We start from the raw sequence: 15,169 nt of genomic DNA on the forward strand, positions 1-15,169 counted from the left end.
ACATTTCCTCGAAAAGGACAAGCAAAAAGTTCAGGAATGTGATGAAAGTGGGGAAGCCCATTGTTCGAATTGTTCATAGAACTTGTAATTATTCACTATGAGTCAGCCCATAAAACCGATAGTATGAATCTCAGAAAGACAATGGGAGGTGAGCTTAAGGAAGACATGAATCAAGTAGATGGCCATGCAAAATCGAATCACCGCTTGTCCCACATTAGGACGAAAGGATGAGAGCCGTGTACGTAAATTCAGTTAGACATGTAAGAAAGTTAGTGATTGTCGGTTTAATCATTGCCTTATTCGTATCATTGTTTCTATCCGCACAAAAAGCAGAAGCAGCGAGTGTAACCATACCAAGTAATGGTGTTCAAATAAAGGATTCGGCAGGCAATCTTTTGCAAGCACATGGTGGAGGCATCATTAAAGTAGGAACGTATTACTACTGGTTTGGTGAGAACAGAAGTGGAGATAACTTAGTCGCTTGTTACCGCTCAACAGATCTCAAAACATGGGAATTCCGCAATAATGTACTCAAGCATTCTTCAGCTCCTGAACTGGCTACTGCGAATATTGAGCGTCCTAAAGTCATTTATAATGCTTCTACAGGTCAATTCGTCATGTGGATGCATAAAGAAAATGGTGTGGATTACAGTGAAGCAAGGGCAGCAGTTGCTTACTCTTCCACTGTGGATGGCAACTACACTTGGCAGGGCAGCTTCCAACCACAAGGTCAGTACATGTCTCGTGATGACACCTTGTTCGTAGATGACGACGGTTCCGCATATTTCATATCTTCTGCTAGAGAAAATCTAGATACGCATATCTACAAGCTTTCATCCGATTATAGATCCATTGCCTCCTTAGTTCAGAAGGTTTGGGTGGGAAGTCAACGTGAAGCGGCAGCGATGTTTAAAAGGAATGGCGTGTACTTCCTCGTGACCTCTGGAGCAACTGGCTGGGCGCCGAATCAAATGAAGTACGGAACAGCAACGAGCATTGCAGGTACATGGAGCGCCCTGAGCAATGTCGGAGACGGCACTTCATTTGATTCCCAGCCAGCTTATATTCTCCCTGTTCAAGGTACTTCAACAACATCCTATCTCTACATCGGAGATCGGTGGGCTGGGGCGTGGGGCGGCATTGTGAATGACTCGCGGTACGTTTTCCTGCCGATTTCATTCCCTTCCAATACATCGATGAGTCTAACGTATTATGATAAAATAACGATCGATACAGCGACTGGCACCGTTTCTGGGTCCAATTATAGTTTTAACACCACGACGAATTATAAGATTCTCAACCGGAATAGCAATAAGTCACTAGCTGTCAGTGGAACGGATAAAAATCTCAGTGCAGCGCCAATCCAGCAATTTACGGATACGACTGCGCTTTACCAAAGATGGCAATTCGTGAAAAAAGCCAACGGCTACTACAGCATTATCAACAAACAAAGCGGCAAATACATGGATATCAATGGTCAATCCACGGCGGATGGTGCCACGAACATTCAATATGCAAGCAATGGCGGTAAGAATCAAGAATGGCTGCTGGTTGATCTAGGAACTGGTTATTATGCCATTGAGAATCGCAATAGTCGTAAATTTATGGACATTAGTGGAAGCTCTACAGCCGATGGGGGTCAGAACATTCAATATACGTGGAATGGCGGCAACAATCAGCAGTGGACGATTAATTAAAGGTCGTGTGAAGCGAGGCATGGAGCAATTCCATGCTTCGTTTTTTATTTTCATCGGTGCTGTGATTCTGTCTGTATCATAGAAATATACACATCGGTCGTAGTAGCGTCGGATATAAAGGGATAAGCATCGTTGTTACAATACTGTTGAGAAAGCGCATTCATTAATAGATGCAATTATTAAGTAGGAGGAAATCAGAATGAAACGTACTTTGTTCGTAAAATGGATGTCCTGTATGACGTTAGCAGGCATGCTAGTCACATCAGTGGGAACTGCAAGCGCAGCCGGGGTTTCTGCTGTATCATCCGATCAGCCTATTTCCAGATCGGAATTCGTCACGTTGATGAATCGTACTTTTGGATTTACGGAAAAAGCGAGTATATCATTCCGTGATGTGGCTCCGAGCAGTTCCTTTTATGAAGAAGTCGCCAAAGCCGTGAAAGCTGGATACATTCAGGGCTACGAGGATGGTACCTTTGGAGCGAGTAAGTCCATCAGCCGCCAGGAAGCTGCAGTGATGATCGCTAGAGCGAGAAGCTTATCCTCAGCACCAAGTACAGCAACTCAGTTCTCGGATAACAATTCGATAGCGACTTGGGCGAAGGACGCGGTAAATATGACCGTAGCTCGTCGCATTTTAATTGGAAATGCTGTCGATAATACGCTGAGACCTCTGGACCCTATTAACCGTGCGGAAGCGGCGCTCGTATTGAATCGGGCTGCAGCGCCGTTGCAGAACTTGTCCATCCTGGACTATGGTGCGATCCCGAATGATGGTAAAGATGATTTGCCAGCCATCAAACTTGCTGTAGAAGCGGCAAAAGCGAAGGGCAAGGGCGTTTACGTACCAAGCGGAGAATTTAACCTAAACGGCTTACTGACGTTGGATTCTGTCGATCTTATTGGTGACGGAGAGACTTCCATTCTTAAAAGTATGGATCTCAAACTGCAATCGATTATCCTGACTGGTGAAGGTACGGATCTCAGCGCAGTAAAGTTAATCTCGGTGCCAGCATCAGTCCGATTGACCAACGATGATTCCGCTCGGGTGCGTGTAGGTCCGAATGCGAAGAACTATTCGATTACCAACATTGTGATTGACGGTGGATCTTCCGTAGGGTTTTTCAATGCGGGGACTAACGGGGTCATTAGTGGGAATACGGTCAAAAACATGCTGGCAGACGGTATTCATATCACTGCTTTATCCAGCGAAATTCTCGTTGAGAACAATACCGTCAACCGTGTCGGGGACGATTTTATTGCCGTTGTCTCGTATGAGAAATTTGGCGGCTGGGTAAAGAACGTCACGATCCGAAATAATAATGTTTCTGATGGTGAGGCGCGAGGGCTAACCGTTTCAGGCGGGGAAAATGTGCTAGTTGAGAATAATAAAGTGTCCGATATTGATGGGGCAGGTATTTATCTTAGCTCGGAAGGCAATTACAAGACATATGCGGTAAAAGATACCATCGTACGCAATAACACAGTTGTGAATGACAGTCGTGATGGAGGAAGTCCGACACAAGGTGGTTTAAATATTACGGCAACGAACAAAAATCCAAGTTTGGTTAACGTCCTCATTGAAAATAATACATTCACCGATTCACACGATAATGGTGTATTGATTGCGGGTACTTTTGAAATTAAAGGTGTGCAGTTTAAAAACAATACCATTGTGAATCCGAAGAATTACGGTATTCTTATTGTAAAAACAATCGTTGGCGACATTAACATTGCAGGAAATAAGGTAACGAAGTCAGGCAAAGCCGTTTATGCGAATCAATCGAGCGATAAACGAATCATCAGTGATCTGTCGAATGAAAGCGGCGGTAACGGTAGCACGGGAACAAGTAGCGTTGCTGCATACGGTAAACCTGCGATCGACGGTGTCATTGATCCTTTATGGAAAGATGCAAGCGTATTGCAGATGAATACGGCTGCTACCGGAGCAACTGGGACAGCTAGAATTGCATGGGACGAGGATGCGCTGTATTACTTATTTGAGATGAAGGATAGCACGCCTTTTGCTGTATCTGCGAATGAGAAGAATGACTCCGTGGAAGTATGGGTGGATGAGCTTAACAAGAAGAACGGCGCCAAAACGGTAGGCGACTACCAGATGCGCGTGGATTTGAAGAATGCGGTATCAACATCCATGAAAGGCTTGGATTTAACCAAAGTTGTCAGCGCTGTAAAAGAAGTGGAAGGCGGTTATATCGTTGAGTTTGCTGTACCTTACAGAGAGCTGAAGCCTGCGGTTGGCACCATTATTGGATTTAATGCAAGTGCCAATGACGATTCCAACGGCGACGGTGTGCGTAACGCATTTGTTACTTGGGTAGATAAGAATCTCCCTTATTGGGCCGATACGAAGGTGTACAATGAAGTGAAACTTGCAGGTTCTACGACGCCAGTTGCAGCGCATGGCAAACCTGTCATTGATGGCAAGATGGATCCGTTTTGGGAACAATCGACCTTATTGCAAATGAATACTCCAGCGACCGGTGCAACAGGGACAGCTAGAGTGGCATGGGACGAGAAGGCGCTTTATTTCTTGTTTGATATGAAAGACAGCACACCTTTTGCCGTATCCCAAAATGAGAAGAACGATTCCGTTGAAGTCTGGGTAGATGAGCTCAACACCAAAAACGGTGCCAAAACGGTAGGCGATTACCAGATGCGCGTGGATCTGAAGAATGTGAAATCAACAGCGATGAAAGGCATGGATTTAAGCAACGTAGAGAGCGCTGTAACCACTGTTGATGGCGGATATATGGTCGAGTTTGCCGTGCCTTATCTCAAACTGAAGCCTGCGGCTGGCAGCATCATTGGATTTAATGCAAGCGCGAATGACGATTCCAACGGAGATGGCGTACGCAACGGTTTCGTTAGCTGGGTAGATAAGAATTTGCCTTACTGGGCCGATACGAAAGTGTACAACGAAATTAAGTTAGCGGCACCGAAGAAATAGTAATGAATTAACAGATCAAAAAGGCTAGTTCAAAGGTCATTGACCTTCGAACTAGCCTTTTTATGTCCTTACGGTGTTGGTACAGCTGCACCATTAATATACGATTGCAGGGAAGAACTATTGCCACTGTATGTCTGCGTGGAGCCGTTTACGAGCTCCTCTAAGAAGTAGTTTACTGTATACCCGGCAGCATTCGTATGCGTGTTATTTTGGATTTTGACACTTGTAACAGTGCCCGTTTCCAACTTAATGACATCGTTAGCGGCTGTATTCGAGGTATTGATGTCTTGAAATGTATTGCCTTGTACATTCAGGGTGCCTGCGGTCATGCCATTTTTCCATTTCAAGCCATTCGTTGCGGTGCGGACAAAGGTGTTGCCTGTAAACGTAGCTGTGCCGATAAAGCTGGAGTCAATGATGGCTCCTTCGGTACTCGTGCTGGATACGCTAGGGGATGTACTTGTAATAGTATTATTCGTAAAAGTAACGCTTTGGACATGGTCGCCTGTAACGTTAATCCCCATTTTGCGAGAGTTATATAGCTTATTATTCGAAAAAGTGACGTTGGATACGTTGTTAAAGCTAGATGAAACCATTAAAGCACCATGACTTGTCGCGGTACTACCACCATTTGTAATCGTATTGTTGTCTACGGTAACGTTATTCACACCGAAGGTGGAATACGCGGATTCAGAAGCGATTAAGATACCTGCATTCAGCGGATTTATAATCGTGTTGTTTTGAATCGTTACATTGTTTCCACCAATGACCGTCATTCCCCGACCTGCCGTTGGTTGGTTGGAAAACTGGTTATTCGTAATCCACACATCGTGGACGGCTTGAGGGTCTTTTAATTGGTAGCTGACAACCGCAATCCCATCGTCACCTGTGCTGCTGACATTATTATTATGGATACGAATATTGTAAGAGCCAGCCGTTGTGTGAATACCGTCGGCTAATGTGTTTGTCACTGTATTATTTTGCACGAGGCCATTACTGGCCCCTTTAATCATCATACCAGCGCCGTTCGCACCATCTACGGTGACACGCTCAATTAGAAAATAGCCAATGTTGCTCGTACCGCCTGTTACTGCGCCTTCCACATAAATGCCGCAGGTTGTATTGGCTGTTGAACGAGTAGAGGTAACGGCTGTCAGTTTAAGATCAGTCAATACAGCATTCGTATTGGTCATGCGTACGGCCTGATTCGTTTGATTCGTGGCAGCGAGGATGGACGACTGTCCACTTCCATACATAACAACACCGTCTAGTTGAATGAGACCTGCGTGCTCGAACCGTCCACTTGGAACATAGACGGCGGAGCCTGAAGCTTTTGCTGCTGTAATGGCATTGTTAATGGCTGTTGTATTATCCGTACCTGTTGTCGCGACGGCTCCGTAGCTCGTAATATTGACATTCGGCTTGCCATACACTTGGAATTCATTCGCCGAAGCAAAAGCACCAGCGACTGAAGATCCGGTTACCGTAATTCTTACATATCTGCCGACATCCAGGAAGTTATCGTTTGTATCTCCTAATGTCGTGTTGCTCGTTTTATCGACAACGGTTGTAAAGGTGACATTATCTGGGCTTACTTCGATTTTATATTTGTAAGAACGGCTCGCGCTTAAGTACCATTGTGAGGAAACCTTGGTTAATGCTCTCATTTCGCCGAGATCGACCTGCCACCATTGGGGCATGGTGCCGCTTGATGAGGCCCAGCGCGTAGTTGCGCTGCCATCGTTCGCATTGCTGCCCGCATTACCTGTTTGAGTAGAGCTTACGGTTACTGCTTTCCCTTGGGACAAAATAGCATCTGCGGCCAATACAGTAGAAGGACTCAATCCGATGAGGCCGACGCTGAGTGCGACGATCAGCATCAACGAAAGGAAACTCCTCCATGCTCGGTGGAACTGGATTCGAATCATCATGTTCATTCTCCCTTTCTAACTTGGATTTACGTACTACCTCAGTATAAGGGGGAGGAATTGAACTTTTTGCTTGGAAATAGCACTATTTTACGAATGTACAAACTTCATAGAAATATGCACATCATTCGTAGCATCATCGGATATTGAGGCAAGAAGACTGTTGGTACAATAATTTAAGAAAGCGTATTCATGTAAAAAATTGGAGGGGATTTAATTGAAAGCGTTCAAGCAAAAGTGTTCGCTTCTTTTGGTTTTGGCCATGCTCTTAAGCCTGCTGCCATTGCCTGTGGTTGGGGGTGTAACCACAACATCTGCTTATGCGGATAGTATTATTCCGACAGATAAACTCGATCTTTGGTTAAAAGCAGATGCTGGAGTTACCGTGGATGCGAATGGGAAGGTTAGCCAGTGGGCGGATCAGTCCGGTCAAGGTAATCATGTATCTCAAGCAGTAGATGGAAAGTTTCCTAGTCTTGTCACGGATGCTGTTTACGGTAAACCAGCTATTCGTTTTGATGGAGATGTGAATGGAAATAAAAAGCAGTTTCTGAGCAAAGAGTTGTCAGTACCCTATACTGGAAACAGTACCGTTATTATGGTAATGAAGTTGAATTCGCTTAAACAATTCAGCAATAAAGGAATTTTTGCTACTGATATTGCCAGCAATATTGGCGCGTGGGCTATCGCGACCAATTATACGAGCGACCCTTCTACTGCGGTGCAGAAGCTAATTGCTTTTGGCCCGTTAAGTTCGGGAACAGCCAACAGTGACTTGGAAAGCGCATCTACCTTGAACACAACGATACTCACTGTCACACATGATAAGGATAAAGGTGAGGTAAAGGCGTATCAGAACGGTGTGTCATCCGGGGGCAGGACGAATGATTCGTTGAAGACCATGGGAACCTTTAAACACTATGTGATAGGTAAAAGCTACAGTCCTAGTAACTTGCACATGGCTGCTGACGTTTCTGAAGTCCTTGTATACCAACGTGTTCTATCAAACTCGGAACGTCAAGCGGTTGATACCTATTTAATGAATAAATATTTTTCAGTATCGCCTGTCGTTGCAAATGTACCTTCAGGAACAATTACGGCTGGTCAAGCTGTGACACTGTCGACACCGACTGTCGGAGCATCTGTGTACTACACGCTTGATAGCAGTGACCCGCTGACTTCAGGTACTCGTCTGACATATTCGTCTCCGATTGTCATTTCAAGCAACACGACGATTAAAGCGGCAGCAAAAGGGAATGGATTAACGGACAGTCCTGTATCAACTTTTACATATACCTTAACAAACAAGTTGGTAGCACCGACTTCATCTGTACCCACGGGTAACGTGCCATTCGGCAAAATGGTAACGTTAACCGGATCTGCAGGAACAACAATTCGCTATACGCTAGATGGTACGGATCCGAAAACATCAGCAAGTGGCAAAGACTATACTACACCAATCGCAATAGTTGCAAATACAAAGCTGCGCGCATATGCAATCAAAGCGGGCATGACAGATAGTGATGAATCGGTATATACCTATACGGTGACACTTGCTGAGACCGTGAAGGCTAATGCCATTTCTGGTGCCATTTTTAACGGTGGAACGATTAAGCTGACTTCGACAATTGAGGGGGCTTCCATTTATTATACGTTGGATGGCAGCGATCCTGTTTCTTCGGGAACCAAGCTGTTATATACAGCGCCGATCGTCGTAACAGCAGCAACAACAGTTAAAACTTACGCAGAATTGAACGGTACTATCGGCACTGCTGTTGCACAATATGATTATACGATTTACACGCCAACGTCATCTGTGACGAACTTGCCTGATAGTTACTATAACAGAGACGGGCTTGAAAACATGCCACATTTGAATTATGAAGCCATGAAAGTGGCGAACGTCAAAGATTTTGGAGCAGTTGGGGACGGCAATGCTAGTGATGCCGAGGCTTTTGAAAAGGCGATTAATGCCTTGAATTCTGTCGATGGAGGCGTAGTCTTCGTTCCAAAAGGATTTTACTACTTCCCGTTTGACTTGACCGATCCATTGAATCGCTGGGCATGGAAGCGGAATTATAACAATGTTCATTTTATCGGTGAAGGTGACGAATCGGTTATTCGCTTCAAGCTTCCAGGAATACCAACATTGCCTGCCGGAAGAACATGGACGAATAGAAATGGTGTATTCTCAGGCTTTGCTTACGGTTGGCGAATTGATGGCAAGGATATCTCTTATAAGGATTTGGCCTTCTCCTGGTACCCACGATATGACGCGAGGGGCGGAGCAGGTGGCTATTCGGTTGCAACATCAGGCGAGAACATTCAAATGAATCGCGTATCAATTGATCAAGGGAATATCGGAGCTGTATTTTGGCAAAATACGAAAAATGTGTACGTCGTCGACACGCAAGTTCGTAATACAGCAGCAGACAGTATTCACTTTGCTAACGTTGCCGATGTAGTGGCAGCCTACAACCTTGTCGATGGGGCCAATGACGACTCCATTGCTAGTATTGATGACAAAGAATATAAAGTCGCAGATAATCATCAATATTTGCATAACACAATCTTAAACAGTTATTGGGGACGGGGAATTACCGTCACGGGAACGAATAGTCGTGTAGAAGACAACTGGCTTGAAAACATTAAGTCATCCGGTGTTTATACAAACAATGGCGGTCAGAGCAGTGTGTCCGGTAACGGTCATGATACGGAGCATTTATTAATTAAGAATAATACGATCGTTCGCTCCGGGCTCATGGGTTTGAATGATAATCAAAAAGGTGCAATTGCATTTAACCAGTATAAAGATGATCTAACCGTTGAAAATAACCATGTTTACGGTGGGCAACCGCATGGGATATATTTCAATCCGTGGGGACCTGCATCCACAATCAGCAACGTTCGTATTAAAAATAACGAAATTGCAGCTATTGCTGGAAGTTCTATGGTATTTAATTCTAATATCAAAGTGAATAACATTGATATTACGAATAATGACATGTTCGGCAATGAATTACGTTTAACTCCCGTTGATCCTAGCATTAATTTTAATGCTGCCGTCTTGTCAGGAAACGTAAATTTGTCAAATAATAAGGTTTCAGGGACGGTCTCCAACACGACATATGCATACGGATTCCCAAAAGTTACGACCCAGCCTGTGTATACGGATCCTTATGCAGCCATTGCTGCAGAGCCTTCTGAGATAGCTTGGGCAGGAGCTCCAGTCGTCACAACTGCTGCAAATGAAATCAACGTCAAGAATTATGGCGCAAAAGGCGACGGATCAACGAGTGATACGCAAGCTTTTTATGATGCCTTAGATGCGATTCCAACTACTGGCGGCACACTTCGCATTCCAGCAGGGACCTATGTATTACCTCCAATTCCAGGCAAAGATTCACGTCCATATAGTCAAATCAAGCATCATCTGCTGCTTGAAGGTCGTGACAATGTCCACATTGTAGGGGATGGAGATAGCTCCGTACTGCGCTTTACAAGCGCGGATCATTTTGGCATTCGTCTTCTGAATGCAACCAATTCATCCATACGCAACGTGAAGCTGGAGCTTGCGAATAAGCCGTTTTTACGCCATAATCGTTCGTTGCTTGATATTACTGGCAGCAAAGGCATCGTAACGGAGCATGTGACAGTGGCGAATTCAGGTGGTTCTGGTATACAAGTGGATGCATCCACAGGCGTATCTATTCAAGCATGTACCGTAATCGACTCCAATATGAGTGGTATCCTGCTTGTGGCTTCCAGACAAGTATATGTGGAAAATTCTACGCTGAAAGGCAATCGTGACCATGCCATCTTCGTGAATAAGCAAGGCAGCCTTGCGCGTCAATCCGAGTACATTCGGCTTGCAGGTAACGTAATAGATGGTGAAGGGAATTCAGAACAAAGCGGTATCGCGTTTGCTTCCGGCGACAACATATTAGCTACCGGCAATACAATTAAGAACACGCACATGGCTGGAGTCTTGTTCTATTACACAAGTGAAGTATATCCGACAGATCAGATTACAGTAACGGGCAATACACTGATTAATACGAATACGGGGACAAATACGCTTACTTACGGCGCGATAAGTTCGATGATGTCCAAAGGCGGAAATTTCACTATTACTGAAAATACAATTCAATCCACACCGTATTCGGGTATCTGGGTAAAAGACAGCACGCTCAAAACGCTAAAGTTAACAGCCAATTCATTTACCGATACCGCAACAAAAGGCGGGGCGGTTATTGACATCGCTAGCGATCAATTAATGAATATTCAACAGTATACAGCGAATACAGATCAAATTGCAGTTCAGACGAAACCTGAACGGATTTCTAACGGCTCTGGTTGGGCAATCGCAGTTACGATTCAAAACTTAATGACACTACAACCAAGCTCTGGAGGTACTGTCAGTGTAACAAGTCCAATGGAATGGGCAGCTGCCCTTGCTCCTGTCACTTTTGGCGAGATCGCTCCTAGTCAATCTAAAACAGTACTGATTCCAATTCCAGCACCACTTCCAGCCAACATTGGAGCTGTACCTTTTTCATTGAAGATTGATCAAATGGGCACTATCACCAATCTCACCAAAAGCGTGAATTTCTATGCTTCCTCTGAGGCGCAAATGCCGCCAGTCATCGATGGGACTGCGTCAGAATGGATAGACACGAATAGTGCAATTCTGAATCAGGCTAGCCAGGTTAAATTCACTGCATCGGATTGGGCAGGTGCTGACGATTTGAGTGCAACGGGATACGTGAAGCATGATACAACGAACCTGTACTTCTCAGTAGTCGTCAAAGATAACGTACACACTCAAACGAATACGGGCTCCGATATTTGGCGAGGAGATAGTTTGCAACTGGCGATTGATGCGGGTAGAGCTACATCTAGTGGGCAGTCTGGCTATTCGAGCGAGCTTACATTTGCACTAACAGCGGATAATCAGCCCGCAAAGTGGAGAACAACAGCTCCAAATGGCAAAGCAACAGGTAATCAGTTTAGCAGCGAGTTAGCTGTAAAACGGGATGAGACGAGTAAAACGACAACCTATGAGCTCGCACTACCTTGGACTGAAATCTTACCAGATGCACTAAAAAATGTACCAGAACGTATTGGCTTCTCATTCTTACTAAATGATGATGATGGCGCAGGAAGACGTGGATGGATTGAATATATGAGTGGTATCGGATCGAGCAAAAATCCAAGCTTATATGGAGATCTATTACTTGTTCAAACACCAACTAACATTGCTGCAACAAGTGTCAAGTTAGATAAGGGGACAGTACAGTTTGATTTGGTTAATCCACAAACAACACAAAAACTGACAGCTACTGTGCTTCCAGATAACGCAACCAATAAAGCTGTGATATGGACCTCAAGCAATACCGCAGTAGCAACCGTTGCTGCAGACGGAACTGTGACTGCACATGCTGTAGGTAACGCTGTCATCACAGTAACAACAGTAGATGGTGGTTTTACTGCAACGAGTCAGGTGACAGTAGGGAACTCGACTACTACAAATTCGTCATCCCCGATTGGTGGATCAGTCGCAAATCAAGAAGGAAAGGTTGAACTTACTGACGCAGGTATTGTGATTTCGCTGGATGCGGGTAGTAAGGTTATTGAGTCCAAAGACGGGAACAAATTGACGAGCATGCACGTCAATGACGATTTAATGGCTAAAGCACTTGACGCAATCGAGAATAACGGTAAAGGAAATAAAACGATAGTAATCCAAGAAAATGAAAGTAGCGGATTACAACTCGAAATTAGCGGAAAGGCAGCAGCGGCATTAGAAAAAGAGAAAGATGCCATTCTAACGCTAATCGTTGGCAAACAAACAATGAATGTGCCAGCAAGTCTTTTAGACTTTGAACAATTAGCAAAAGAGTGGCAAGTAAAACAGGAAGATCTGAGAGTGAAGTTTGTTGTAAAGCCAGCCTCACAAGATGACAAGAAGAAAGTGAGCTCGCTCTCTGCGGCAACAGGAGTCTCGCTTGCCACTGAAGTTATCAACTTCGGAATTCTCGTAGAAGCGGGAAATCGTCAACAAGAAATTCATAGTTATGGAAGTACCTATTTGACACAAACTATGACATTCCCAGCTATTCCGAATGCCAACAAGGTTACAGGCGTTATGATTGATCATATAACTGGTGAGATGGTATTCGTGCCTGCGACATTCACCGTAGTGAATGGTCAAACAGTAGCTACCTTGCGTAGTAACGGGAGCGGAATCTTTACCATTGTTCAATCCGATAAAAACTTTAAGGATATGAAGGGACATTGGGCGGAAGATGACGTCCATACATTGGCTTCGAAACTACTTGTCAAAGGAATGACATCGGATGGGTTTGATCCAGAAGCAGCTGTGACAAGGGCGCAATTCGCGGTCATGCTGTCACGCTCACTCGGATTAGCACAACAAAATAGTGCTACGCAAGAGTTTAAAGATGTCCACGAATCAGACTGGTTCAGTAGACAACTAAATGCTGCCTTACAAGCAGGGTTGATCGATGGTTATGACGACAGAACGATGAGACCGAATGAAACGATCACTCGTGAACAGATGGCTGTCATGATTGCCAGAGCGTTACAATTTACAAAAAGCGATATTCAACTTGCAAATGGGCAGAAACGTCAACTAGCATCAGGCTTTGCAGATCACGCATTAATTGAAGAGTGGGCGAAAGATGCTATTAACAAATGTTTAGAAACTGGCCTTATGCAGGGAGTATCAGAAAGCAGCTTTGGCGCAGATGCAAATGCTACTCGTGCACAAGCGGCAGTTACATTAGGCAGACTACTTAAATACGCGAAATTTATTAACTAATTACAGAAGAAGACAGGCTGAATAACTTAGCCTGTCTTTTCTAGCCGTTTCTAATTAAGCTCACCAAGAAGGAGGGAAAGAAATTGAAAACGGATGTGCTGCTGTCAGAAGCAAGTTTTTTCAAGCGCTCCACTCGTTATTCAAAGAAAATGATGGAATGGGTGGATACCAATTATCATCATAAGTGTGTATTGGAACGACTAGCGGCCGTACTTTACCTATCGCCATCTCATATTTCACATCTCTTTCATCAAGAAACAGGAGGGACACTATCGGAGTATCTAACCACAAGAAGAATGCACGAAGCAAGTAAGTTACTGAAATCCACCTCCTTGCCCATTCAAGAAATTAGTAAACAAATCGGATATAACAGCGCGTCCTATTTCACTCGCGTATTTAAACGCCATAAGGGTATTACCCCCTATCATTACCGACAATCAAATTCCTAGTATTTGGTAAAACTAACCCAATCCCCATATCGAAGAGAACCTTGGAAAACCATTTCAATATATTCCTAACCCCTACAAACCGCTCGCGAACCACACCTGAGCTACACACGAACTACACACGAACTACAACCGAGCTACACAGTACCTGCACGCGAACTACACAGGAACTGAACACGGACTACACCCGAGCTACATTGGAACTGAACACGGACTACACTCGAGCTACACAGGATCTGCACACCACGGACTACACCCGAGCTACATACGAACCACCCAACGAACCATCCCACTCGAACCGGGGACTAGAAATTTAATGGGAATTAATTGAAACGGCTCTAGCTTGCCAGGAGGTAAGTATGTCAAAAAAACAATTTTCTGAGGTATCTACAAATAAAGAAATGAGTAGAGTCGTTAGGTAATTTAACACATACCGCTAACAGCGTGCGCGCTTCCTGAGCGCGCGTTGTGTCTACTGGATTTGAACGAGTTCTTCGCATCCTACTCCTCAATTATTAACCAGATTTGTAGATATCTCAGAATGTGTTCTAATTCGAAACACCTCCCCATAATATACATTTTTTTCTTTACATGGAAACAAATGTTCATTATAATAAGAACATAAGTTCTTATTCCGAGGTGATTGTAGTAATGGATATGATTTTTGTGGACTCGTTGGACGATACTTTTCAAACAGAGGAAGATTGTGAGATGATTTTAATGAAAAATCGCTGGGCGAATGGGTTCAATTGTCCGCGATGCGATCATGATTCTTTTTATAAAGTAAAAACACGCAGCTTACTAGAATGCAAGGAGTGCCGCACACAAGTATCTATTACAGCTGGTACTGTTATGCATAAATCCAAGTTATCTTTATTAATCTGGTTCAAAGCCATTCGTTTATTAATTCAAGATGAGGCTACTTATTCGATTCCATCATTTGCCGTTTTACTTGGTGTGAATTATCGAACTGCTAAGTTGATGATAGAAAAAATACAATTAGCTTTATATAAGCAATACGCACGTATGGGGAATAAGAAGTTAGAGAAACATAGGGAAGTTAACATAGAAGAAGACGTAGCGCAGTCCTGCAGTGAAAATGAAAGCACCAAGCTTGCCCAACCCAAAGGGAATACAAGTGTTTTGGCTGCTTATTTATTTAAGAGCCGAAGAAATATCAGATACGAAGAACAAGATATGTTTAGAAAATGGATGAGTGCGTTCTTTTCGGTGCGTTTATATCCACATTTTTTACGATATTTCCAATTATAAAAACCCTACCA

6 protein-coding genes are annotated in these 15,169 nt (G+C 44.0%); 5 read left to right on the plus strand and 1 reads right to left on the minus strand.

Annotation, left to right across the window (positions count from 1 at the left end):
* The first annotated feature begins 236 nt into the window (after window positions 1–236).
* Together AC58QM_RS12320 and AC58QM_RS12325 are read left to right on the plus strand one after the other, a co-directional pair.
* A complete protein-coding gene (locus AC58QM_RS12320) occupies window positions 237–1,697 on the plus strand; it encodes an RICIN domain-containing protein (RefSeq protein ID WP_497284266.1) in 1,461 nt (486 codons plus the stop codon).
* Between the two features lie 199 nt (window positions 1,698–1,896).
* Complete coding sequence (locus AC58QM_RS12325; protein WP_497284268.1) at window positions 1,897–4,668, plus strand: sugar-binding protein; 2,772 nt, start codon at window positions 1,897–1,899, stop codon at window positions 4,666–4,668.
* Between the two features lie 68 nt (window positions 4,669–4,736).
* On the opposite strand, the gene AC58QM_RS12330 is transcribed toward AC58QM_RS12325, so the two are convergent.
* Window positions 4,737–6,599 (minus strand): discoidin domain-containing protein, encoded by a 1,863-nt coding sequence (locus AC58QM_RS12330; protein ID WP_497284269.1) that lies wholly within the window; start codon window positions 6,597–6,599, stop codon window positions 4,737–4,739.
* Between the two features lie 214 nt (window positions 6,600–6,813).
* Between AC58QM_RS12330 and AC58QM_RS12335 the strand changes: the two genes are divergently transcribed.
* The 3 genes from AC58QM_RS12335 to AC58QM_RS12345 all read left to right on the plus strand — a co-directional run bounded on the left by AC58QM_RS12335 (window position 6,814) and on the right by AC58QM_RS12345 (window position 15,158).
* Window positions 6,814–13,440, plus strand: coding sequence for a chitobiase/beta-hexosaminidase C-terminal domain-containing protein (locus AC58QM_RS12335; protein WP_497284270.1), 6,627 nt, complete (start codon window positions 6,814–6,816; stop codon window positions 13,438–13,440).
* Window positions 13,441–13,523: 83 nt separating this feature from the next.
* Complete coding sequence (locus AC58QM_RS12340; RefSeq protein ID WP_497284272.1) at window positions 13,524–13,889, plus strand: helix-turn-helix transcriptional regulator; 366 nt, start codon at window positions 13,524–13,526, stop codon at window positions 13,887–13,889.
* Window positions 13,890–14,537: 648 nt separating this feature from the next.
* Window positions 14,538–15,158, plus strand: coding sequence for a transposase family protein (locus AC58QM_RS12345; RefSeq protein WP_497284274.1), 621 nt, complete (start codon window positions 14,538–14,540; stop codon window positions 15,156–15,158).
* Window positions 15,159–15,169: the final 11 nt, after the last annotated feature.

Source organism: Paenibacillus sp. J22P165, assembly GCF_059692015.1.